Source organism: Thioclava sp. GXIMD4216 (genome assembly GCF_037949285.1).
GTDB classification, from domain to species: domain Bacteria; phylum Pseudomonadota; class Alphaproteobacteria; order Rhodobacterales; family Rhodobacteraceae; genus Thioclava; species Thioclava litoralis.
Genome location: NZ_CP149926.1, coordinates 2,054,755 through 2,077,533, shown reverse-complemented (window position 1 = coordinate 2,077,533; position 22,779 = coordinate 2,054,755). Strand labels below are relative to the sequence as shown.

19 protein-coding genes are annotated in these 22,779 nt (G+C 62.0%); 5 read left to right on the top strand and 14 right to left on the bottom strand.

The window, feature by feature from the left end; all coding sequences use genetic code 11:
• Positions 1-37: 37 nt before the first annotated feature.
• Both WDB88_RS10210 and acnA read right to left on the bottom strand, forming a co-directional pair.
• A complete protein-coding gene (locus WDB88_RS10210; RefSeq protein ID WP_339107569.1) occupies positions 38-508 on the bottom strand; it encodes a DMT family transporter in 471 nt (156 codons plus the stop codon).
• A gap of 323 nt (positions 509-831) precedes the next feature.
• Positions 832-3,585 carry an aconitate hydratase AcnA gene (gene acnA, locus WDB88_RS10205; protein ID WP_339107568.1) on the bottom strand — a complete coding sequence of 918 codons (2,754 nt, stop codon included), beginning with the start codon at positions 3,583-3,585 and terminating at the stop codon, positions 832-834.
• A gap of 522 nt (positions 3,586-4,107) precedes the next feature.
• Between acnA and WDB88_RS10200 the strand changes: the two genes are divergently transcribed.
• A complete protein-coding gene (locus WDB88_RS10200; RefSeq protein WP_339107567.1) occupies positions 4,108-5,148 on the top strand; it encodes a DUF1223 domain-containing protein in 1,041 nt (346 codons plus the stop codon).
• Positions 5,149-5,390: 242 nt separating this feature from the next.
• On the opposite strand, the gene WDB88_RS10195 is transcribed toward WDB88_RS10200, so the two are convergent.
• Genes WDB88_RS10195 through tkt form a run of 3 tightly spaced genes read right to left on the bottom strand, consistent with a single transcriptional unit; the run spans position 5,391 to position 9,331 of the window.
• Positions 5,391-6,263 carry a lysophospholipid acyltransferase family protein gene (locus WDB88_RS10195; protein WP_339107566.1) on the bottom strand — a complete coding sequence of 291 codons (873 nt, stop codon included), beginning with the start codon at positions 6,261-6,263 and terminating at the stop codon, positions 5,391-5,393.
• Between the two features lie 36 nt (positions 6,264-6,299).
• Positions 6,300-7,316, bottom strand: a complete 1,017-nt coding sequence (locus WDB88_RS10190; protein ID WP_339107565.1) for a DMT family transporter — start codon at positions 7,314-7,316, stop codon at positions 6,300-6,302.
• On the bottom strand, positions 7,313-9,331 hold the full coding sequence (tkt, locus tag WDB88_RS10185) for a transketolase (RefSeq protein ID WP_339107564.1): 2,019 nt from the start codon (positions 9,329-9,331) through the stop codon (positions 7,313-7,315). The genes WDB88_RS10190 and tkt overlap by 4 nt, the downstream gene beginning before the upstream one ends.
• Positions 9,332-9,578: 247 nt before the next feature.
• Between tkt and WDB88_RS10180 the strand changes: the two genes are divergently transcribed.
• The 3 genes from WDB88_RS10180 to WDB88_RS10170 are packed head-to-tail and all read left to right on the top strand — an operon-like array spanning position 9,579 to position 11,027.
• Complete coding sequence (locus WDB88_RS10180) at positions 9,579-10,307, top strand: hypothetical protein (RefSeq protein WP_339107563.1); 729 nt, start codon at positions 9,579-9,581, stop codon at positions 10,305-10,307.
• Positions 10,300-10,677, top strand: coding sequence for a cell division protein ZapA (locus WDB88_RS10175; protein WP_339107562.1), 378 nt, complete (start codon positions 10,300-10,302; stop codon positions 10,675-10,677). Before WDB88_RS10180 ends, WDB88_RS10175 begins: the two co-directional genes overlap by 8 nt.
• Positions 10,674-11,027 (top strand): MliC family protein, encoded by a 354-nt coding sequence (locus tag WDB88_RS10170; RefSeq protein WP_339107561.1) that lies wholly within the window; start codon positions 10,674-10,676, stop codon positions 11,025-11,027. The genes WDB88_RS10175 and WDB88_RS10170 overlap by 4 nt, the downstream gene beginning before the upstream one ends.
• A gap of 69 nt (positions 11,028-11,096) precedes the next feature.
• Here WDB88_RS10170 and WDB88_RS10165 read toward each other — a convergent pair whose 3' ends face one another.
• From WDB88_RS10165 to pyrC, 9 genes are all read right to left on the bottom strand, one after another.
• Entirely contained in the window at positions 11,097-11,567 is a 471-nt protein-coding gene (locus WDB88_RS10165; RefSeq protein ID WP_339107560.1) for a hypothetical protein, read from the bottom strand.
• Between the two features lie 139 nt (positions 11,568-11,706).
• Positions 11,707-13,182 carry an amidophosphoribosyltransferase gene (gene purF / locus WDB88_RS10160; protein ID WP_339107559.1) on the bottom strand — a complete coding sequence of 492 codons (1,476 nt, stop codon included), beginning with the start codon at positions 13,180-13,182 and terminating at the stop codon, positions 11,707-11,709.
• A 150-nt stretch (positions 13,183-13,332) separates the two neighbouring features.
• The gene (locus WDB88_RS10155; RefSeq protein ID WP_339107558.1) at positions 13,333-13,923 is read right to left on the bottom strand and encodes a CvpA family protein; all 591 of its coding nucleotides are present in this window, start codon (positions 13,921-13,923) and stop codon (positions 13,333-13,335) included.
• Positions 13,924-13,955: 32 nt separating this feature from the next.
• Entirely contained in the window at positions 13,956-15,323 is a 1,368-nt protein-coding gene (gene radA, locus WDB88_RS10150; RefSeq protein WP_339107557.1) for a DNA repair protein RadA, read from the bottom strand.
• Positions 15,324-15,430: 107 nt separating this feature from the next.
• Entirely contained in the window at positions 15,431-16,366 is a 936-nt protein-coding gene (locus WDB88_RS10145) for a DNA repair protein (RefSeq protein ID WP_339107556.1), read from the bottom strand.
• A 163-nt stretch (positions 16,367-16,529) separates the two neighbouring features.
• The gene (alr, locus tag WDB88_RS10140; RefSeq protein ID WP_339107555.1) at positions 16,530-17,579 is read right to left on the bottom strand and encodes an alanine racemase; all 1,050 of its coding nucleotides are present in this window, start codon (positions 17,577-17,579) and stop codon (positions 16,530-16,532) included.
• 182 nt (positions 17,580-17,761) lie between these two features.
• On the bottom strand, positions 17,762-19,264 hold the full coding sequence (locus WDB88_RS10135; RefSeq protein WP_339107554.1) for a replicative DNA helicase: 1,503 nt from the start codon (positions 19,262-19,264) through the stop codon (positions 17,762-17,764).
• A 259-nt stretch (positions 19,265-19,523) separates the two neighbouring features.
• The gene (locus WDB88_RS10130) at positions 19,524-20,204 is read right to left on the bottom strand and encodes an orotate phosphoribosyltransferase (RefSeq protein ID WP_339107553.1); all 681 of its coding nucleotides are present in this window, start codon (positions 20,202-20,204) and stop codon (positions 19,524-19,526) included.
• Between the two features lie 51 nt (positions 20,205-20,255).
• A complete protein-coding gene (gene pyrC / locus WDB88_RS10125) occupies positions 20,256-21,296 on the bottom strand; it encodes a dihydroorotase (RefSeq protein WP_339107552.1) in 1,041 nt (346 codons plus the stop codon).
• A 137-nt stretch (positions 21,297-21,433) separates the two neighbouring features.
• Here pyrC and WDB88_RS10120 point away from each other — a divergent pair, with 137 nt between their 5' ends.
• Entirely contained in the window at positions 21,434-22,768 is a 1,335-nt protein-coding gene (locus WDB88_RS10120; protein ID WP_339107551.1) for an SLC13 family permease, read from the top strand.
• Positions 22,769-22,779: the final 11 nt, after the last annotated feature.

The following is a 22,779-nucleotide window of genomic DNA, read 5'->3' as shown; positions in this document are numbered from 1 at the left end:
CTCTTTACGCCCGTCCTCTTGCCCCTGTCGCGCCCCGTTATTCCGAAGGGAAAAAGCGCCCGCCAAACATGAACAGCGTCAAGCCCCCGAGCATGATTGCCAGTCCGGCGAATTTCCACCACTCGGTCGGGCGCACCGGCATCTGGATCAGGCCGAAGCTGTCAATCACCATACCCGCCGCCAGCTGCCCGATGATGAACAGGAACATGACATTGGTGACGCCGATCTTCGGGGCCAGAAAAATCGAGGTGAACACGAAGCCTGCGCCAATCACGCCGCCCAGCCAGCGCCACCACGGTTGCTGTGCAAGGGTGGTGGTGACCGCGTTCCAATCGGCAAGAACCAGTGCCGCCGCCCCCAGACACAGCGCCCCGATGAAAAACGAGATGAAAGAGGCGACGAGGGGTTGCCCGCCGATCCCCGCGCTGAGGCGGCTGTTGATGGCGGCCTGACAGGACAGGCCGATCCCGCCTGCCAGTGCCATCAGGGCGTAAAGGATGCTGTTCATGAAAATGTCCCTTCAGGGCTGGGGTTTGATGCAGGGCATGGCCCCGTGCTGTGGGCAAAGGCAAGGCGCGCAGCAGGGGCCGGATGCCGGTCTCCTATCGCTCCTCAAGCCCCGCAAGATCCGCCTGACGAGCCTTGTCGGGCATGGGCACGCGCCCAGCTCTCCGAACCTAGGACGCAACCGGCGTAACCCGAGCAGCTCCGCCTCCGTCCGACAATGCGGCAATGGCCAGCGGTCGCTTGCTGGCCACCCGTTTGCAGCCCGTTCGCAGATACCAAAAGGCCCTGCGCAATGCACAGGGCCTTTCAGAACGTTTGGCCCGATCAGGCTTTGGCGAGGTTGCGCAGCACGTAATGCAGCACACCGCCGTTTTTGAGATATTCGATCTCGACCGCCGTATCGATACGGGCTTTGAGCTTGATCTCTTTCTTGCTGCCATCCTTGAACTCGATGGTGCAGGGCACAAGGCTCAGCGGTTTGATATCGCCTTCAAGCCCCTCGATCGTCACCACCTCATCGCCGGTCAGCCCCAGCGTTTTGCGGGTGTCGCCATTGGTGAACTCGAAGGGGATGACCCCCATGCCGATCAGGTTCGAGCGGTGGATCCGTTCGAAGCTTTCGGCAATCACGCCCTTGACGCCCAGCAGGTTGGTGCCTTTGGCCGCCCAATCGCGCGAAGACCCCGCGCCGTATTGCTCGCCCCCGAAGATCACCAGCGGCGTGCCTGCCTCCTGATACTCCATCGAGGCATCGAAGATGGTGGTCTGCTCGCCTTTCGGGCCTTTGGTAAAGCCGCCCTCGACGCCGTCCAGCATCTCGTTCTTGATGCGGATATTGGCAAAGGTGCCGCGCATCATGACTTCGTGGTTGCCGCGACGCGAGCCGTAGCTGTTGAAGTCTCTCGGCTCCACGCCATGCTCGGTCAGATATTTACCGGCAGGGGTCGAGGGTTTGAACGAACCGGCAGGCGAGATATGGTCGGTGGTGATCATATCGCCCAACAGGGCCAGAACGCGCGCGCTCTTGATATTGGTGATCTCGCCTGCATCCGGAGACATGCCCTGGAAATAGGGCGGGTTCTGGATATAGGTCGATTCCCGCGGCCAGTCATAGGTTTCGCCCCCGTTGACTTCCACCGCCTGCCATTTCTCGTCGCCCTTGAAGACATCGGCATATTTGGCCTGGAAGGCTTCGCGGGTGACGACCTTCTCGACCAGTTCGGCCACTTCCTTATCCGACGGCCAGATGTCTTTCAGATAGACGTCCTTGCCCTCGGGGGTCTGGGCAATCGGACCACCAGCCAGATCGACATCCATATCGCCCGCAAGCGCATAGGCCACAACCAGCGGCGGCGAAGCCAGATAGTTGGCGCGTACATCGGGGCTGATCCGCCCTTCAAAGTTGCGGTTGCCCGACAGGACCGAGGTCGCGATCAGGTCGTTCTCATTGATCGCTTTGGACAGCGCCGGATGGATCGGGCCGGAATTCCCGATACAGGTGGTGCAGCCATAGCCCACAAGGTTGAAGCCGATTGCGTCCAGATCCTCCTGCAGCCCTGCCGCATTCAGATATTCGGTCACAACCTGAGACCCGGGGGCCAGCGAAGTTTTCACCCAAGGCTTGCGGTTCAGGCCCAAGGCACGGGCCTTGCGCGCCACAAGCCCCGCCGCGATCAGCACATAGGGGTTCGAGGTGTTGGTGCAGGAGGTGATCGAGGCAATCACCACCGAGCCGTCCTTGAGCGTGATCTCCTGACCGTCCAGATCCACCTTCACCGCTTTTTCGGTCACGGTTTTGGTTGCGGCGGGCCCTTCGGCCGCCATATCGGCGGCTGCGTCGGACGCATCCTTGCCGCGGAAATCCGAAACGACCTTCCCGAACGCCGTGGCCGCATCGGTCAGCGCGACGTAATCCTGCGGGCGTTTCGGGCCGGAGATCGCAGGCACGATGGTGCTCATATCCAGCTCCAAGGTCGAGGAATAGATCGGCGCGTAATCCGCCCCGCGCCAGAAGCCGTTCTCTTTGGCATAGGCTTCGACCAGCGCGATCCGGTCTTTCTCGCGGCCCGTCTGTTCCAGATAGCGCAGGGTTTCCGCGTCAATCGGGAAGAAGCCACAAGTTGCGCCATATTCGGGTGCCATATTGGCGATGGTGGCGCGTTGGGCCAGCGGCAGATTGTCCAGACCGTCGCCATAGAATTCGACGAATTTGCCCACCACGCCGTGCTTGCGCAGCATCTCGACGACCTTCAGCACAAGGTCGGTGCCGGTGGTGCCTTCGACCATAGCACCCGTCAGCTTGAAGCCCACAACCTCGGGGATCAGCATGGAGATCGGCTGACCCAGCATCGCGGCCTCGGCCTCGATCCCGCCTACACCCCAGCCAAGGACGGCTGCGCCATTGACCATGGTGGTGTGGCTATCGGTGCCCACAAGCGTATCGGGATAGGCGACCTCGCGGCCCTCTTGGTCGGTATCGGTCCAGACGGTCTGCGCCAGATATTCGAGGTTCACCTGGTGGCAGATGCCGGTGCCCGGCGGGACAACGCGGAAATTCTTGAACGCGGTCTGGCCCCATTTCAGGAACTCGTAGCGCTCCATATTGCGTTCATATTCGCGGTCCACATTCATCTGGAAGGCGCGCGGATTGCCGAATTCATCGATCATCACCGAGTGGTCGATCACCAGATCAACGGGGACCAGCGGGTTGATCTTTTGCGCATCGCCGCCCAAGCCCTTGATCCCGTCGCGCATCGCGGCCAGGTCCACCACGGCGGGCACGCCGGTGAAATCCTGCATCAGCACGCGGGCAGGGCGATAGGCGATCTCGCGGGGGTTGTTGCCCCCCTTTTCGGCCCATTCGCCGAACGCCTTGATATCCTCGACGGAGACCGAGAAACCGGCATCTTCAAAGCGCAGCAGGTTCTCGAGCACAACCTTCAGCGAGGCTGGCAGCTTCGAGAAATCGCCAAGCCCGGCATCGGAGGCCGCTTGAATGGAATAATAGGAAAATGTCTTGTCACCAACCGTCAGTTCCCGACGGGTCTTGGCGGTATCATTACCGGTCACGATGGTCATGAGTTTGGCCTCCCTCTAGGTCAATAGGGTGTCGCTACGCTTTAATTGGCGCAACAACAGGGAGAGGACAAGGGGGTGTGGAAAATTTTTGTATGCATTTGTATACAATCTTGCGCACAAAGAACTCCATCGACGCATGCGCCGCGGAGGAAGGGGATCTGCCCCTGCAGGGGCCGCCCGATGATGTGCCACCCGCCTATTAGGTGACGCGCAGATAGAGCGCCTTGGCCAAAGGTCCACTGTTCGGGCGCGGCTGTCACGCATTATTTTGTGGCCCAAGCCGTTGCGGCGCTGCGTCAGTTGCGGATTAACCTTCTGCAAGCCTTGTCGTGCTATCGAACCGCATGGCAAAGACGGTATCGCAGGAAGACGCTGTGTCGGGGAGGCCATGTGTTTGGGAGGCTGTGTGTCAGGGAGGCGGGCGAATGCAACACAGTCGGGCTATCTCGCAAAACCTTGATTGGCATTAGCTGGAATCGCTGATTAAGTCTTCTTTGAAAAGTAAAGGATTTGGACGCTTCCATGACGACTGCGCAGGTGGATCATCTGGCGACGAAACGTAAGTTAACAGCTTCGCCTCTGCGTCTTGCAATGGTCGTAACCGTCAGCGTGATGCTGGGGTCGGCGATGATGTCCCCTGCGGTCTGGGCACAGGATATGTCCGGTGCGGGTCAGGCTGGCGCGGCCAATAGGGACACCGATCCCCAATCGGGAGAGACGACCTTTTCCGATACAGCCGGACCGGATGAAAGCGGCTTTTCCGAAAACGACGAATTCGGTGCAACGGCGGGGGCAACTGCGGAAGAGACCGCAGGGCAGACCCCGTCTTCCTCGGACGCGCCGCTGACCGACCCCGCGACCGCAGTGGCGGCGGCCACGGCTCCTGCCGGTGTGGATGTGTCCAAAGGCACCTCGCCCGTTGTGGTCGAACTGTTCACCTCGCAGGGCTGCGCGGCCTGCCCGCCCGCTGATAAGCTGCTGGAGGGTCTGGCCGAGCGTGACGATGTGATCGCCCTCGCACTGCATGTCGATTACTGGGATTATCTCGGCTGGCGCGATCCCTTCGGTCAGCCCGCCTTTACCTCGCGCCAGAAAGGCTATGCGCGCGCGGTAAAAGAGCGGATGATCTATACGCCGCAGATGATCGTGAACGGACAGCAGCGCCTGCTCGGGGCGGACCGTGTCGCAATCAAATCGGCGCTGGATACGGCCACGGCCAGCACTGCGCCTGTCGATATCGCGATCTCGCAAGAGGGTGATCAATACCGCATCTCGCTTTCGGCCAATCCGCCGTTGGGGCATGACGCGATGGTGCAGGTGGTGCGTTACCTGCCGCATGCCTCGGTCGATATCCTGCGGGGCGAGAATGCCGGTCTGAGCATGGATTACACCAATATCGTCACCCAATGGCACATCGTTGCCGATTGGGATGGCCAGACCCCGATGACCTTCGATACGCAGGTCGAGGGCAGCAATCCTGCGGTGGTGATCGTGCAGACCTCGCAGCCCGGACGGTCTGTACCTTTGCCCGGTGCCATTGTTGGCGCGGCGCGTATCAAGTAAGGCCACGCGGTTTCGGGCGGCAAGAGCGGGGGGGAAGCTTCGGCCGGGCCATCACGCGCCAGTCCAGAGCCAGCCTAGGGACGGCTTACAGGCCGCCAATCCACAGGGAATTCAGCCGGTCTATGCGGCGCTGTCACGGTTGCGGCTGACCCGCCCAAGCGCGTGGGATTGTCCGGACATGCATCATGAAGGATGCGCAGCACTTTCGGGGTATCCTGTTCTGTTTCAGGTCCCGTTCCGCTTCAGGTTTTGTTCCAGCGGCGGTGGATCCACAGCCATTGTTCCATATGGGCGCGGACCTGAGCTTCAAGGGAATCGAGCGTAACCTGCGTCATCTCTTCCGGCGTCGTATGCGGAACCGGCTCCCCGACATAGAAACGGAAGCTCAGCCCGTCGGGTTGGCGGATGGCATAGATCGGGATCAGGTCGATATCCAGACGCAGGGCCATTTCCGCAGCAGAGAGAGGCGAGGGGGCAGGCTTTCCGAAGAATTGCAGCACGGCCCCTGTGCGGAAATACTGGTCAGTCGCAAGGGCGACCATGCCCCCGTTCTTGAGATGGCGCAGCATATTGGTCATGCCACGGCGGTCGCGCGGGTAAAGCGGTGTGCCAACGGTTTCGATGGCGGCAAGATAATCGCGGTTGAAAAGCGCGTTATTCATCGGGCGATACAGGCCCGCAATGGGAAAGCCGCGCGCGATCAGCACGCCACGGGCCGCGTCGTAATTGCCGAAATGCCCCGATACGAGCACGCAGGCCTTGCCGGTTTCCTTGAGCTCGGTCAGCCGCGCCGCGCCCGGCCCCTCAAGCGGGATGTCACGCATACGGGTGATGAACTCGGTGCCGGAAAACATCTCGGCCAAAGTGCGCCCGATATTATCGGGGACGGCCTTGCACAGGCGCGCGACCTCGGCGGGGGGCAGGTCGGGGCAGGTCAGAGCCAGATTGGCGCGGATCCGGCGGCGGAACCCCAGAAGCGGTGCCACCCCTGACAGAAGCCGGCCCGCCAGAGGGATGCGTCTTTCATAGGGCAACCGCTGCAGCAGGCCCATTCCCGCCTTGAAGACAAGGGCCGACACGCGGTCGGTCAGGCTTGGGGTGGCGCGTTTGGGCATCGGGATTCTCCGTTCGGTACCGGTGCGGCGGGCCGCTCAGATCCGGTTTTCACGCCACCAGACATAAAGTCCGGCGCCGACGATCACAAGCGCACCTGCCACTGTCCAGCCGTCAGGATACTGGCCAAAGAACAGGATTCCCCACAGCGTGGCAAAGATCAGCCCCGTATAGCCGAAGGGCGCCAGCGAAGAGGCCTCGGCGATGCTGTATCCCTTGACCAGAAATCCCTGACCGATGGCCCCGCTCAGCCCGAGACCGAGAATGGGCCAGAGCGTTTCTGCTGCGATCGGACGCCAGACGAAGGGCAGTGCGAGACTGGACCCGATCAGCCCCACAAGCGCGCCCCAGATCAGCGAGGTGATCAGCCCGTCGCGCTGGATCATGCGGGTGATCAGCATGCCGCCGGCAAAGCAGATTGCTGTGCCAAGCGCGTAAAGCGCCGCCCAGTCGAGGACGCCCGGACCGGGGCGGATAATGATCATTGCGCCACAGAAGGCGAAGCCGATGCCCATCAGGCGGCGCGGACCAAGGCGTTCGCGCAGGAACAGCGCCGCCCCCAGCGTGACCAGAACCGGATTGAGATCGGCAAGAGCCGTGGCCTCGGCAAGGCCGATAGACTGGATCGCGGTAAAGAACAGCAGCACGGTGGTCAGCTGCATCGCCCCACGTAGCACCTGCAGGCGCGGCTGGCGGGCGGGCAGGAGGTGGCCCAATCTGGGGGCGAAGACCAGAAGCAGCAATGCGGTATTGGTGAGATAGCGCAGCCAGACGATCTGCACAGGATCATAGTGCTGCGAGAGCCCCTTTGCGCAGGCATCCATCAATGTGAAACAGGCAAACGCACAGAGCACGCATATCATGCCCAACCCGTTTCTGGGGCGGCCAGTCTCGCCATCGGCTGTGTAGGTCTTGGGGGTGTGGGGGGCTGTCTGGGGGAGCCCGTCGCGCGGTGCGACGCGGCCTGCTCTTGCAGAGCCGGCCCCGCCACCCGCCGCAACGGAAGAGGGGGCCGGTGCGGCCCCCTCTTGGTTCTGATCCCTGAGCGTGGTCACAGAAGGGATTTGACCTTTTCGGCGATCGCCTCGGGGGTGATCCCGTATTTGGCATAAAGCTCGGGCGCGGGGGCCGAGGAGCCGAAGCCGTCCATACCGACAAAGCCCGCCTTGGTTTCGCGGCCACGCTCGCCCAAGAGGTATTTGTCCCACGGTTGACGGATCGCGGCTTCGACGGCCACGCGCACGGCCCCTGCGGGCAGGATGCGGCGGCGATAGGCTTCGTCCTGCGCGTCAAACAGTTCCATACAGGGCACCGACACAACGCGGGTGCCGATGGCTTGGGCCTGCAGGATCTCGCGGGCTTTCAGCGCGATCTCGACTTCCGAGCCGGTCGCCATCAGGATCGCCTGACGCTTGCCTTCGGCTTCCTCGATCACATAGGCGCCTTTGGCGACCATGTTCTGCGTGCTGTGCTTGGTGCGCAGCGTGGGCAGGTTCTGACGCGAGAGCGCGATCACCGAAGGCGTTTCCTCGGTGGTCAGCGCCAGCTCCCAGGCTTCTGCCGTCTCGATCACATCCGCCGGACGGAACGTCCAGGTGTTGGGGGTCGCGCGGCAGATCGCCAGATGCTCCACCGGCTGGTGGGTCGGACCGTCTTCGCCCAGACCGATCGAGTCATGGGTCATGACATAAACCGCCGGAACCTTCATCAGCGCCGACAGACGCATCGCGCCACGGGCGTAATCGGTGAAGCAGAAGAAGGTGCCGCCATAGGGGCGCACGCCGCCATGCAGCCACAACCCGTTCATCGCCGCCGCCATCCCGTGTTCACGGATGCCGTAATGCACGTAACGGCCCTTGCGGTTCTCGGGCTCGAAAACGCCCAGATCCGCGGTTTTGGTCAGGTTCGACCCGGTGAGGTCCGCCGAGCCACCGATGGTTTCCGGCACCGCGGGGTTGATCGCGCCCAGCACCATTTCCGACGCCTTGCGGGTGGCCACTTTCGGCGCCGCTTCGGATTGCTCTTTCTTGAACTTGCGGACGGCTGCGGCAAGCTTCTTGGAGACCTCGCCCGTCATCATGCGGGTGATTTCCGCCTGTTTGGAGGCCGAAAGACCGCCGAAACGCTCTTCCCACTCGCCGCGCGCTGCCGCGCCACGTGCCCCGATCTCTTCCCAGGTCGCCTTGATATCCGCCGGAATATCGAAGGGGCCGTGATCCCAGCCATAGATCTTCTTGGTGGCCTCGATCTCGGCATCGCCCAGCGGCGAGCCGTGCACGGAGTAGCTGTCAGCCTTGTTGGGCGAGCCGAAACCGATGATGGTCTTGCAGTCGATGAAGACCGGCGCGTTGGATTTCTGGGCTTCGGTCAGGGCGCGGTCGATATCGGCCGGATCATGACCGTCGCAATGCAGGACTTTCCAGCCCGCCGCCTTGAAGCGCATGCGCTGGTCGGTGATGCAGGCCTTGTCGACGCGGCCATCAATGGTGATGTTGTTATTGTCCCACAGAACAACAAGGTTCTTCAGCTTCTGCATACCGGCCAAACCGATGGCTTCATGGCTGATGCCTTCCATCAGGCAGCCGTCGCCGGCGATCACATAGGTCTTGTGGTCAAAGACCTTCTTGCCGAAACGCGCGCGCAGGCTTTCTTCGGCAATCGCCATGCCGACAGCGGTGGAGATCCCCTGACCCAGCGGGCCGGTGGTGGTTTCAACCGCATCCAGCAGGAAGTTCTCGGGGTGACCTGCTGTCAATGCGCCTTTCTGGCGGAAATTCTTGATCTGGTCCAGGGTCACCTGCGCATCGCCGCAAAGATAGAGCAGCGAGTAGATCAGCATCGAGCCATGACCTGCCGACAGGATGAACCGGTCGCGGTCAAACCATTTCGGGGCTTTGGCGTCGAATTTCAGGTGCTTCTGAAACAGCACGGTCGCCACATCGGCCATGCCCATCGGCATGCCGGGGTGACCGGAATTGGCTTTTTGCACGGCATCCATCGTAAGCGCGCGGATGGCCGAGGCCAGTTTCCAGTGATCGGGGTGCTGTTCACGAAGCGTGGCGATATCCATGGGCGGGATCCTCATACGGCAACTTTTGGGCATTCGTTCGGCCCCTGATAGCAGGGATGGGCCGAATATCAAGTCTGCGGAATGGCCGTTTTAGTCTTTGTGCAAAGAACGGGCGCCAAGTTGCTGATCGCGCTAGCATGCGGGAACTGGCATGGGTTTGGTGCGGGCTCTGGGAAAGTCTTGACCTGATGGGCTAAACTGTCACTTAACACCGGGCGGCACGATTCGTTGTCGCGCGGGATTTGATATGTCTGCCGATTTATGCCCAGATAGCGGGATGACGACAGGCGCGCTACAGCGGGGATGTGACACGATGACGGATGAGGCGGCCGATTTTTCGCAATATGAACGCAGGCTTGCCTTTGCTTTGGCCCGTGTGGCCAAGAGTGTCGAGACACTGGTTAACGGGCGTGATGCCGCACGGGCCGATCTGGCGAGCATGCGGTCCCAAGCCGAAGCCGCTTTGCCCTTGGCCCCGGCAGAAACGGTGACACTTGCCGATGTCGATCATTTGAAAAATGAAAACAAATCGTTAACGGATGATCTTAATCTGGCACGTGAAGAGGTGGCCGATCTGCAGACGCAGGTTGAAATGGCCGCCGCTGAACGCGAAGCCGCGCTTTCCGCATTGGAGAAGCGGCTGGGTCAGCGTGCGCGCGCACTGACACAGGCCCTGTCTGAGATCGAGCGATTGCAGACGGCCAATACCGACCTGATCGCGGCCAATCGTGGCTTGATCGATGCCGGCGGGCGGCTGGCGCAGGTGCAGATCAATGAGGCGCTACGGGCCGAGGTCGAGGCGCTGAGAGCGGCCCGCGCGGCGGAGCGGGCGGCGCTGGACGAGATTATCGGCGGGATCGAGCCGCTTCTGGCCGCGCGTGACAGTGTTCTGCGCGAAGAGGCGGCGGGCGATATGCCCTCCGATAGGCCCTTGGGCGATCACGACGAGGCGAGCGAGGAGAAACAGGATGGCTGAAGTCACGGTCACAATCGGTGGGCGCGATTTTGAAGTCGCCTGCCAGAATGGCGAGGAAGCCTATCTGCGTTCGGCGGCAGGTATGCTTGATCGCGAGGCCAGCGTGCTGATCGGGCAGATCGGGCGCATTCCCGAAGTGAAAATGCTGCTGATGTCGGGGTTGATGCTGGCGGACCGGACGGCGGCTGTCGAGGACGAGATTGCCGCGATGCGTGTCGAGATGACCAAGCTTCAGGCCGAACTGGCCGAGGCGCGCGCCAATGTGACTCAGGTCGAGGTGCCGGTTTTGCCACCGGAGATGTCCGAGGCGCTGGCCGAGATTGCCGCCCGTGCCGAGGCCTTGGCCGATAATATCGAAGACGTTCTGTGACCGTGCAAGCGGCTGTCGTTCGGGGCGGGAAGGGTGTTGCAGCCTGTGCCGCGTTCGGGCTTCTGGCGGTTGCAGCCAAAGCCGAGGATCTGCCGCAGCCTGTGCGCTACCATTGTGACCGGCAGTCCGAAATTTCGGCGGTCTATGTCAACACCGTTGCTCCGCCGCTGGTGGTGCTCTGGGCGGAAGGGCATCAGGTCGTTCTGCCCTCCGGTCCCACCGGCTCCGGTGCACGCTATGCGCTGGAACGTGGTTATGTCTGGCACACCAAAGGGTCCGAGGCCTTTCTGGCGTGGCAGGATGACAGGGGCGAGAGGGTGCTGAGCCAATGCAAGGCTCAGCGAGAGTAGTGCGGAGCTGCCTTCTGCGTCGCAAGGCCGCCGGAGGGGCGGCCTGCTTCCTTGGGCCGATGCAGGCGTCTAGCGGGCAAGATCAAGGATGATCTGGTCCCGTTCCCGCGGTTTTTGCGATTGCGTATTGCCGAAGAACCCGCGGCCCCAGTTCTCGATGCCTTTGGTTTTGAGGATCTTCAGCACGCCCTGCAGCCGCTCCACCTCGCGCAGCATCAGATCCTCTGCCGCTTTCTGCACATCGGGCGTGCTGCCGCGCGTCTCGATCTCGACCGGCTTGTCGGAGGCGGTATGCATGGTGCAGCTTGCGCATGGCTCGTTGATTTCGGTGATGATCAGCTTGAGTGCGATGATCTTCAGATCGTCTTCTTTATGCGCCACCAGCCGCAGCCCCAGCGGCGCGGAGGACAGCATCGAGAGTTCCACCTTCGTACGCGGATCGATGATCAGATGTTCGTCGCCATTTGCGATTTCTTTCAGAGCCATAGCGGTTGCATGAAGATCCAGAAAGGTCTTTGCAGGGATTGTCTTATTGGGCATCTCGGCATCCATGATTGCGAAAAAGAGCACTGTCCCATCCAACTTATGCGTGATCTGTGCATAAGCCGTTAATCCTTGCCGCGAATGCAAAAATGGCGCCTGTTTCAAAGGCGCCATTCCCGTGCAATTTTATCGAAGCTTATTCTGCTGCGGTTTTCATCCGGAACCCTTTGGCCAGCTGGTCTGCCGGAGAGATCGGATATTCGCCCGAGAAGCAGGCATCGCAATATTGCGGGTTCTCTTTGTTGCGGCCTTCGGCTTCGCCCGCGGCACGGTAAAGACCGTCGAGCGAGATGAATTTCAGGCTGTCCACACCGATCCAGTCGCGCATCTCGTCTTCCGACATCTTGGCGGCCAGCAGCTTGGAGCGGTCGGGCGTATCCACACCGTAGAAGCACGGCCATGCGGTGGGCGGGGAGGCGATGCGGAAATGCACTTCCTTCGCACCGGCATCCAGGATCATGTCCTTGATTTTGCGCGAGGTGGTGCCGCGCACGACCGAGTCATCCACCAGAATGACGCGCTTGCCCTTGATCAGCGCCTTGTTGACGTTGAGCTTCAGGCGCACACCCATATTGCGGATCTGCTCGGTCGGTTCGATGAAGGTCCGGCCCATATATTGGTTGCGGGTGATGCCCAATGCGAAGGGAATGCCCGATTCCTGGCTGAAGCCGATCGCCGCGGGCGTGCCCGAATCCGGCACGGGGCACACAAGATCGGCCTCCACAGGAGCCTCGCGGGCCAGTTCGACGCCGATCTGGCGGCGGGTCTCATAGACGGAGCGGCCGCCATATTGGCTGTCGGGGCGCGAGAAATAGACATGCTCGAAGATACAGAAGCGCGATTTGGCAGGCGCAAACGGGCGGGAGGATTTCACCAGCCCGTTCTCGATCACCACCATCTCGCCCGGTTCGATCTCGCGGACGAATTCGGCGCCGATGATATCAAGACCGCAGGTCTCGGACGACAGCGCGAAGCCATTGTCGCCCAGACGGCCCAGAACCAGCGGGCGCACGCCCAAGGGATCACGCACACCGATCAGTTTGGTGCGGGTCATGGCGACCACCGAGAAAGCACCCTCGACGCGGCGCAGCGCGTCGGCGATACGGTCGGCATGGCGCTTCTGGATCGACCGCGCCATCAGGTGGATGATACATTCCGAATCCGAGCTGGACTGGAAGATCGCGCCCATCTCGATCAGCTCGCGGCGCAGCTGGTCGGCATTGGTGAGGTTGCCGTTATGAGCCACCGCCGCACCACCCAGCGAGAATTCCCCGAAGAAGGGCTGGATGTCACGGATGACAGCGCCTTTCTTGCCAGCGGTGGAATAGCGCACATGGCCGATGGCGATCGGGCCGGGCAGCGTTTCCATCAGCGAGGCTTTGGTGAAATTGTCGCGCACATAGCCGAAGCGGTGGGCCGAGTTGAACCCGTGTTCGGGGTCATGGGCGACGATGCCGCCTGCTTCCTGACCGCGGTGCTGAAGCGCATGCAGGCCAAGAGCCACAAAGTTGGCAGCGTCTTTCACGCCGACAACGCCAAAGACGCCGCATTCTTCCTTCAGCTTGTCATCGTCAAAAGGATGGGAAAGGAAATGCTGGGGCAGATCATTCATGGAAACTGGCTCCGGGCTCGGGATCTGGGAGGGTTGAGGGCCATATAATGCGAAACGGGAAGGGTGTTAACCCCTCCCGTTCGATAAAGCTTTACAAGCCTGTCATGATTTTCCTGCCGAACGCGGCTTCAAGCGCCGCATATCGGGGGATTATTGCTCGATCGTGGTCTCGGAAGGGGCCTCGACCGGTGCGGGGCAGGTTGAAACAAGCTGCTCATAGCGTGCGGTGATCCAGCCCGGCGCATCCTGCGGCATCGATTCGTCCATCTGGCCCGACATGCGCGAGAACACTTTCGCCGAACGCGAATCGTCGATCACCGGCATCGCCTCATTGACCATGACGCGATCATAGACCACGAAGGCCACCGCCACGAGCACGATCCCGCGCAGGACGCCGAAGAGGAAACCCAGACCCTGATCCAGCCCGCCAAGCGCCGAGCGCTGTACGGCCGAGGCAAAGAGGGGGGTGATGAAGCTCATCACGATCAGCGCGATGGCAAAGACCGCTGCGAAACCGCCAATGGTCGCCAATTCGCAGCTTCCGGCCAGAAACTTGTCCAGCATGGGGATCTGCGCGATCAGCGGGCGGGCCGCATCGGCAAAGATATAGGCCAGCACGGCGGCAGCAATCCAGCCGAGGATGGCCAGCGCCTCGCGCACGAAGCCACGGCTATAGGCCAGAATGGCCGACAGGATGATGATAACCGCCACGATGGCGTCGACGATGGTAAACCCGTCCATACGTTTTTACGTCCTTCAGTCTCGCCCGGGCGTCAACCGGCGCCGAACATGTCTCCGACAAATGTCACGAGATCGGGGAGTTTCCTCAGGGCGATCCCGTCGCCCCCTTCGGTTTTGGTGCCGGAAGGAGCAATGGCTTGTGAGAAACCAAGTTTTGCCGCCTCTTTCAACCTGTTTTCCGCCTGACCCACCGGACGCAGCGCCGCAGACAGGCTGATTTCGCCAAAAATCACCATATCCGCGGGCAGGGCTGTGTCTTCGCGGGCACTCAGAAGGGCGGCGGCGGCGGCCAGATCGGCGGCAGGTTCGGTGACCTTCATGCCGCCTGCGACATTGAGAAAGACATCAAGGCCCGTGAAGGGGATGCCGCAGCGGCTTTCGAGCACCGCGATGATGGTCGAGATTCGGCCACTATCAAGCCCCACCACCGTGCGGCGCGGGCTGGCCAGGGTGGAGGGGGCGACAAGGGCCTGAATCTCGGTCAAGACGGGCCTTGTGCCTTCTATCCCTGCAAAAACCGCCGATCCGGGGGCGGCTTGGCCACGTTCGGACAGGAAGAGCGCCGAGGGGTTGGTGACCTCGGCCAGACCGCCACCGGTCATCTCGAAGACGCCGATTTCGGCGGCAGGGCCAAAGCGGTTTTTCACCGCGCGCAGGATGCGGAACTGATGCCCGCGCTCGCCCTCGAAATAGAGGACCGTATCGACCATATGCTCGACCACGCGCGGGCCTGCGATCTGGCCTTCCTTGGTGACATGGCCCACCAGAATGACCGAACAGGCGCGTTTCTTGGCAAAGCTGACAAGCTCGTGACAGGCGGCACGGACCTGGCTGACCGAGCCCGGAGCCGATTCGACATTATCGGCCCACATGGTCTGGATCGAATCGATGATCACCAGATCGGGGGATTCGGTTTCCATCGTGGTGAGGATGTCGCGCAGGTTGGTCTCCGCCCCCAGCCGCACCGGCGCATCGGCCAACCCCAGACGCTGGGCGCGCATGCGGACCTGGCTAGAGGCTTCCTCGCCCGAGATATAGAGGCATTTGAGGCCGGTCTGGGCAAAGCGCGCCACCGCCTGCAACAGCAGCGTGGATTTCCCGATGCCGGGATCACCGCCCACCAGAATGGCCGAGCCGGGCACGAGGCCGCCGCCCAGCACGCGGTCGAATTCGGCCATGCCGGAACAGGTACGCGGCGGCGGGGCCTCTTCATCGGCCAGGGTGGTCAACCCGATCACGCGGCCTTTGGTAGAGCCGAGGGTTTTGCCCTTGGGGCCTGCCGAAAGCGGGGCCTCTTCGATGAGGGTGTTCCATTCGCCGCAGGCATCACATTTGCCGTTCCATTTGCGATGGACGGCGCCACAGGCGGTGCAGGTATAGGAGAGGATGTTCTTTGCCATAGAGTAAATATGCGGAACACAGGGCGAACATCAAGGGGAAAGGGGCGCTGCCCCTCTTGGAGCCTGCGGCTCCAATTCACCCCGGGATATTTGGGGCAGCTGGTGGCCTAGCCGCGATCGCGGCGGGGCGAAAGTTCGGCGGGTTTGGGCAGGGCTACGACATTCGAGCTGTCTTTCGTGCTGCTCTGGGGGCGTTTGGGGGCGACGTTGGGCAGTTGTTCTTCCAGTTCGTATCCCAGCGCCGGCAGAATGGCGGCGAGATCGCGTTCGAGGAGTTGGAACTCGCGGGTGACGCGGCGCTCTTCCGCCTCGACCTCGCTCAGCCAGTGGCCGATCTCGTCGCAGGTTTTGCGCGCCAGTCCGATCTGCTGGGCCAGCCTGTCGGTTTCCTGCTGGCGGGCCTTGAGCGTATCGCGGGCGCGGGCGACGTTCGCATCGCTGTAGATGCGCGCAAGATCGCGCGATTGCAGGCTCATCTGGGCGGCAAGTTCCAGCAGTTCCGGTTCGAGGCCGGGCAGGTCGGGGTGCTGGCGCAGCCATGTGATCCGTTCGCGCATGGTGTCGAATTCCCCGGAGAGGGTGAAGGCACCGGCGCGGTCGGCTTCGTGGGCAAGGCGGTAGGCATGGGCCACATCCTGCATGCCGATATGGAAATTGCGATGCGAGCGTTCCAATCGGCTGACGCGGTTATGTGCGGGCAGATAGAGAGCCAGAAGCAGGACCAATGCGGCAAAGCCTGCCTGTAACCACGGGCCGATATCCGCGACTGCGACCTGCCCGAGTTGGGCCTGCCCGAGTTGGGGGTGTCCGATTTGGGATTGCCCGAACTGTGCGGGCACATGCAGCCAAGGCAGAAATCCGAGGGCCGAGCCGAGAAACTGGCCAAGGGCGCAGAAGGCCAGAAGCAGGACCAGCCCCGAGATCGTGGTGTTGACCATATCGGCCAGATCGCTGCGGCTTCTGGCGAGGCGGCGCAAATGGTTTGCTTCCGCCATTTCCGGAACGGTTCCGCGCTGTGCGGATTTCGGATTTTGTGACGCCATCGGATACCCCTGCCACCGCTCTGCGCCACCATAAGCGCGCCTTTTCACCCAAGGGAAACATGGGGTAAATTTTCAGTGAGCGCAAGGGCGGCAAAGCCCAGGGCAAGGGGGCTACGCCTATAATTAGGCGCAAGATCAGAGCCTTGCGCCTATCGGTTGTGCATTAGCCGAGCGTTTCGCTATAGCGGCGCTGATAGCGGGCCCCGAGCGAGGTGAGGACCTCGTAGCCGATGGTGCCGATCAGGTCGGCCAGCGCATCGACGCCCTGATGGGCATTGAGCAGATCCATCTCCTCGGGGGTGCCATCGAGATCGGTGATATCGACGGTGATCAGGTCCATCGAGACACGCCCGATCAGCGGGCAGGCGGTGTCTCCGGCCCACAGGGTGGCGTTATTGGACAGGCGACGGCTGATGCCATCGGCATAGCCTGCCGAGACCGTGGCCACATGGCTGCGGCGTTCGGCCTGCCATGTGTTGCCATAGCCCACCGTTTCGCCCGCCTCGACGATCCGCGTCTGGATGACGGGGAGCGAGAGCGTGACCACCGGCGTGGCGTCGGTATAGGGCCGTCCGCCGTAAAGACCGATGCCGGGGCGCACGAGGTCGAAATGGTAGTCCTTGCCATAGAGCAGCCCGCCCGTGGCCGAAAGCGAGCGGCGCAGGCCGGTGCCATCGGTCATGCGGGTGAATTCCGCCAGCTGGCGTTCATTCATGCCGGTATGGGGTTCGTCCGAGCAGGCGAGGTGGCTCATGATCAGGCTGGGCGATTTTTCCAGAAGGCTCGGCGCCAGGGCCCGCCAGTCGGCATCTTCCAGACCAAGGCGGTTCATGCCGGTGTCGAGCTGGATGCCGAAGGTGGCTTCGGGCAGCACGTCCATATGGCGTTTGACCTGTTCGGGCGAATTCAGCACCGGTGTCAGGTCGAGATCGGCGATCATGTCGCAGTCGCCTGCCATATGGCCGGACAGGATGAAGATTTCCGGCCCGTCGCCAATCGCTTGGCGCAGTTTCGCGCCTTCCTCGGCCAAGGCCACGAAGAAGGTCTTTGCGCCTTGGCGCAACAAGGTGCGGGCCACACGGTCCGCCCCCAATCCGTAGGAATCGGCTTTCACCACGGCGGCAGTCTGCGTCGCGGGGCCGGATTTGGCGTCCAGAGCCTTCCAGTTGGAGGCGATGGCGTCGAGGTCGATGTGAAGAAGTGAGCTTGCCATAGGCGAATGTCTTCGCCTTTCTGCGGGGTTCGTCAAGAACTAACCGCATCCTTGCCTGTTTGCCGAAGGATTTGCGCCCCTTTGCGAGTATTGCGCGAGAAAGTTGAGGGGATCGGATGGTATGGGCGAAGAAAATTCGAGCGATCTTCGCCCTTGCAGGAGGGGGGCGGGGCGGTGCCGAATCAGAACCCGTCCGCGCCGTCGCCCTGCCAGGCCTTGGCCAGATCCGAGAAGCGCGTGAAGCGGCCCTCGAAGGCGACCTCGACCGAGCCGATCGGCCCGTGGCGCTGCTTGCCCAAGATGATCTCGGCCTTGCCGTGGACCTGTTCCATAAGCTGTTGCCAAGCGGCCATCTTTTCCAGCTCGTGATCGCCGGGTTTCTCGCGTTCTTTATAATATTCGTCACGATAGACGAACATCACCACATCGGCGTCCTGTTCGATCGAGCCCGATTCCCGCAGATCCGAGAGCTGCGGGCGTTTGTCGTCACGGCTTTCCACCGTCCGGCTGAGCTGCGAGAGCGCGATCACGGGGATGTTGAGCTCTTTGGCAATCGCCTTGAGCCCCATAGAGATCTCGCCGATTTCCTGCACGCGGTTATCGCCACGCCCCGAGCCGCGCAGAAGCTGCAGGTAGTCGACAATTACCACATCAAGCCCATGTGTCCGCTTCAGGCGGCGGCAGCGGGCGGCGACCTGCGCAATCGGCAGGGCGGGGGTGTCATCGATATAAAGCGGGCAGGTCTCCAGCGATTTCGCGGCCTCGACGAAGCGGCGGAATTCCTGTTCGGACATATCGCCACGGCGGATCTGTTCGGAGGGCACTTCGGCGGCTTCCGACAGGATACGGGCGGCCAGCTGTTCGGCCGACATCTCGAGGCTGAAGAAGCCCACGCAGCCGCCCTCGATGGCGCCTTCGGTGCCGTCATGTTTCTGCCCGCGCTTATAGGCTTTGGCGATGTTGAAGGCGATATTGGTGGCAAGCGAGGTCTTCCCCATCGAGGGGCGCCCTGCAAGGATGATAAGGTCAGACGGGTGCAACCCGCCCATCTTCTTGTCCAGATCGCGCAGGCCGGTGGAAATCCCCGCAAGGCCGCCCTCGCGCTGATAGGCGGCATTGGCCGATTGCACGGCCTCGGTCACGGCCTTGAGGAAGGAGACAAAGCCCTTCTCGGCGGTGCCCGACTCGGCCAGCTTGTAAAGCGCGCCCTCGGTCTGCACGATCAGCTGTTCGGCCTCTTGCCCTACATCCAGCTTCGAGGCGCTGGCGGACAGTTCGCGCCCCACATTGATCAGCTCGCGCCGTAGCGCCAGATCATGGATCATCTGCGCATAATCGCGCGCCGCATAGGCCGAGATCGCAGCCCCTGCCAGACGCGCCAGATAGGCCGGACCGCCCAGTTCCTTCAGCCCGCTGTCGTCTTCCAGATAGCCCTTCAACGTGACCGGAGAGGCCAGCGCGTTCTTCTGGATCCGCGCCACGGCGGTCTCATAGATGCGGCGGTGGACGGGTTCGTAGAAATGATCGGCCTTCACCACTTGGGCGATACGGTCGTAGATATCGTTATTGGTCAGGATTGCGCCCAGAAGCTGTTGTTCCGCCTCGATATTATGCGGAACCGGATCGGCGTCCTGCGCGCCATTCTGGTCGATCTGATCGTTACGGACTGCGCTGATCTCGTTCATCTCAATGCCTCGATACCCGTGAGGGGGTCTCTTACCTTATCTCGCTCGCGTAACTCAATGTGGAAAACACTGGGGGAGCGTGCCCTGCGGGCGTCCCTTGCGGGGGCGGGTTTTGTGGTGGATTGCGGCGTTTCTACCATATCCGGCGTAAAGAGGCTAAGGAAAATGCAAGCGGGCGGGCTTGTGCACATTTTGCGCACCGACCCGCCCACAGGCTTATCCACAGAAATCTTGGCGCGACCCTTGTCGCTGACCAAGGTCAGTCTTTTTTATTAGCATCCTGCCACGCGCGCGGCGCTTTGAGGAAGGCCTCGACCTCGTCCAGCGTCTCGGCGTCAAAGGCGCCTTGGGCGCGCGCCTCGGCCAGAACGTCCCACCAGGTGCACAGATAGGAGAGTTCGACGCCATGTTCGCGCAGGTTCGGGATCGTCTCGTCAAAGATGCCGTAATAGAAGATCACCGAAGTGTGGCCGCAGGTCGCGCCCGTCTCGCGGATCGCATCCACGAAGGACAGTTTCGAGCCGCCATCCGTGGTCAGATCCTCGATCAGCAGAACGCGTTCGCCTTCGGACATCGCGCCCTCGATACGGGCATTGCGGCCATAACCCTTGGGCTTTTTGCGCACATAGGTCATCGGCAGGGCCAGACGTTCCGCCACCATCGCGGCGAAGGGAATGCCTGCGGTCTCGCCACCGGCCACATTGTCGAATGCCTCAAAGCCCGCCTCGCGCATCACGGTCACCGCCATGAAATCCATCAGCGTCGAGCGGATACGCGGGAAGCTGATCAGCTTGCGGCAGTCAATATAGGTGGGGGACGGCAGGCCCGAGGCCAGCGTGAAGGGTTCGCGGGCATTGAAATGCACGGCCTTGATTTCCAGCAGCATACGCGCGGTCAGGCGGGCGATCTCTTCTTTCGGGGGGAAGCTTGCGGGGATCATGTGGAGTACCTTCCTAGGAAAAACCGCGCCGGAGGACCGGCGCGGGAGATATCAGTCTTGGACGTGCCAGAAGCAGGGGAAGCCCGGATCAAACACAGTCACGGGGCTGTCTTCGACCGCGATCTTGGCGGGCCATTGGGCGGCCTCATCGGTCTTGGTCAGCGTCAGCGTGGCGGCATTCACCGGCAGGCGGTAGAAGGCGGGGCCATTCTCGCTTGCGAATTTAGCAAGGTTCTCCAGTTTGCCCTCGGCCTCGAAGACATGGGCCAGAAGCGCCATCGTATTGGTCGCGGTAAAGCAGCCCGCGCAGCCACAGGGGTTTTCCTTGGCGTTATCGGTATGCGGGGCCGAGTCGGTGCCGAGGAAGAAATGCGGGTTGCCCGAGGTTGCGGCCTCGACCAGCGCAAGGCGGTGCACCTCGCGTTTGGCCACCGGCAGGCAGTAGTAATGCGGCTTGATCCCGCCCACGAGGATGTGGTTGCGGTTGATGATCAGATGGTGCGTGGTGATCGTGGCGCCCATGTCCTCGCCCTGCGATTTCACATACTCCACACCGTCCTTGGTGGTGACATGTTCCATGACCACGCGCAGGCCCTTGACCGCGCGCAGCACCGGATCAAGGACACGGTCAATGAACACGGCCTCACGGTCGAAGATATCGATCTCGGGCGCGGTCACCTCGCCATGCACACAAAGCGGCAGGCCGATCTCGGCCATTTTCTCCAGCACGGGGCGGACCTTGTCGAAGTCCTTCACACCCGAGGCCGAATTGGTGGTGGCGCCTGCGGGATACAGCTTCACCGCTTTCACCAGACCCGAGGCATGGGCTGCCGCCACATCCTCCGGGTCGGTATCCTCGGTGAGGTAAAGCACCATCAGCGGCTCGAACTCCGCGCCTTCGGGCAGAGCCTTCAGGATACGGTCGCGGTAAGCAGAGGCCTGAGCGCCGGTCACGACCGGCGGCACCAGATTGGGCATGATGATCGCGCGGCCGAAATGGCGGGCGGTCTCGGGGGCGACGGCCTTCAGCATCGCGCCATCGCGCAGATGCAGGTGCCAGTCATCGGGGCGGGGAATGGTGATCTGGGTCATGGGTGTCGATTACCCCGAGCGGGCGCGCAAATCCAGCGCGAAGCGCGGGCCTGCGTCGAAAACTCTTGTCGAAAACTTTGCCACGCGTCGTATAGGCCGGGGGGCTATGGCCGAGCGCAAACACCGCAGGGACCAAATTGACAATACATGCCGCCTGCCCATCACCCGTCCTGAGGGATATTCGGGGAGCGGGGACGATGGTTGCGATTCTGGTGGCGGTGACGATCCTGCTATGGGCCAGTGGCAGGCTGCCCGAATATCTGACGGCACTGATCTTCTTTGCTGCGGCAATGATGTTTTCGGTCGCGCCGGCTTCGGTCATCTTTTCGGGCTTTGCCTCGGCGGCATTCTGGCTGGTCCTGAGCGGCTATGTGATCGGTCTGGCCATCGCCAAGACGGGGCTTGCCGCGCGGGCTGCGCGGGTGCTGGCGATGCGGCTGGGGCAGTCCTATCCGCGGCTGGTCTTCGGAACGATCGCGCTCAGCTACGGGCTGGCCTTTGTCATGCCGTCCAATATGGGGCGTATCGCATTGCTGATGCCGGTTATTCTGGCGCTGGCGGAGGAAACGGGGTTGGTGCCGGGGCGTCCGGGGCGGGTCGGTCTGGCACTGGCCACCGCTCTGGGCACCTTTCAGCTATCGGCTTCGGTGCTGCCTGCGAATGTGCCCAATCTGGTGATGCTGGGGGCGGTCGAGACAAGCTATGGCCTGCATCTGTCCTATTTCCCCTATCTTCTGGCCAATCTGCCGGTTCTGGGGCTACTGAAGGGGGCCGTGCTCGGGGCGTGTGTTCTCCTTATGTTCCGTGATCGGTTGACCCTGCGGCCTGCCGAAAGCCCCCAGATACCGATCACGGCGGCAGAGAAGCGGCTGGCGCTGTTGCTGGTGGTGACGCTTGGGCTGTGGTTGAGCGATTCCCTGCATAAGATCGCGCCTGCATGGATCGGTCTGGCAGCAGCCTGTCTGTGCCTGCTACCAAAGGTCGGTTTTGTCAGCGGCGAGGAATTCGGCACCAAGGTGAACCATAGAAGCGCGCTTTATGTCGCGGCAATTCTGGGACTTGCGGCGCTGGTGGCGCAAAGCGGGCTGGGCGCGCGGATCGGGGCAGGGCTTCTGGCCTATGCGCCATTGGATGCGCAGGGGCGCTATAGCGATGTGGTGACGCTGGCCGGTCTGGCGGGGCTGTTGAATTTTGTGGTAACCGCTAATGGTGTGCCCGCGCTGTTCACTCCGCTGGCACAGGCTCTTGCCGATGGAAGCGGGCTGCCGCTCTCGGGGGTACTGATGCTGCAGGTCGTCGGATTTTCGACCCCGCTTCTGCCCTATCAGGCCGCGCCGATCGTTGTGGCAATGGGATTAGCGCGTGTGCCGCTTCGGGCGGGGATCCGCTTGTGCCTGAGCATGGCCTTGCTGACCTATCTCCTTCTGCTACCGCTGCATTATGGCTGGCTGCACCTGCTGGGCTGGATTTAGACCGCAGACGG

Bases quoted from the DNA above. Each gene is read 5' to 3' on its own strand.
- alr (WP_339107555.1), bottom strand. From the start codon at position 17,579: ATGGCAAGCTCACTTCTTCACATCGACCTCGACGCCATCGCCTCCAAC.
- WDB88_RS10180 (WP_339107563.1), top strand. From the start codon at position 9,579: ATGTCTGCCGATTTATGCCCAGATAGCGGGATGACGACAGGCGCGCTA.
- WDB88_RS10210 (WP_339107569.1), bottom strand. From the start codon at position 508: ATGAACAGCATCCTTTACGCCCTGATGGCACTGGCAGGCGGGATCGGC.
- WDB88_RS10175 (WP_339107562.1), top strand. From the start codon at position 10,300: ATGGCTGAAGTCACGGTCACAATCGGTGGGCGCGATTTTGAAGTCGCC.
- tkt (WP_339107564.1), bottom strand. From the start codon at position 9,331: ATGGATATCGCCACGCTTCGTGAACAGCACCCCGATCACTGGAAACTG.
- purF (WP_339107559.1), bottom strand. From the start codon at position 13,182: ATGAATGATCTGCCCCAGCATTTCCTTTCCCATCCTTTTGACGATGAC.
- WDB88_RS10200 (WP_339107567.1), top strand. From the start codon at position 4,108: ATGACGACTGCGCAGGTGGATCATCTGGCGACGAAACGTAAGTTAACA.
- WDB88_RS10135 (WP_339107554.1), bottom strand. From the start codon at position 19,264: ATGAACGAGATCAGCGCAGTCCGTAACGATCAGATCGACCAGAATGGC.
- WDB88_RS10155 (WP_339107558.1), bottom strand. From the start codon at position 13,923: ATGGACGGGTTTACCATCGTCGACGCCATCGTGGCGGTTATCATCATC.
- WDB88_RS10145 (WP_339107556.1), bottom strand. From the start codon at position 16,366: ATGGCGTCACAAAATCCGAAATCCGCACAGCGCGGAACCGTTCCGGAA.
- pyrC (WP_339107552.1), bottom strand. From the start codon at position 21,296: ATGACCCAGATCACCATTCCCCGCCCCGATGACTGGCACCTGCATCTG.
- radA (WP_339107557.1), bottom strand. From the start codon at position 15,323: ATGGCAAAGAACATCCTCTCCTATACCTGCACCGCCTGTGGCGCCGTC.
- acnA (WP_339107568.1), bottom strand. From the start codon at position 3,585: ATGACCATCGTGACCGGTAATGATACCGCCAAGACCCGTCGGGAACTG.
- WDB88_RS10195 (WP_339107566.1), bottom strand. From the start codon at position 6,263: ATGCCCAAACGCGCCACCCCAAGCCTGACCGACCGCGTGTCGGCCCTT.
- WDB88_RS10165 (WP_339107560.1), bottom strand. From the start codon at position 11,567: ATGCCCAATAAGACAATCCCTGCAAAGACCTTTCTGGATCTTCATGCA.
- WDB88_RS10130 (WP_339107553.1), bottom strand. From the start codon at position 20,204: ATGATCCCCGCAAGCTTCCCCCCGAAAGAAGAGATCGCCCGCCTGACC.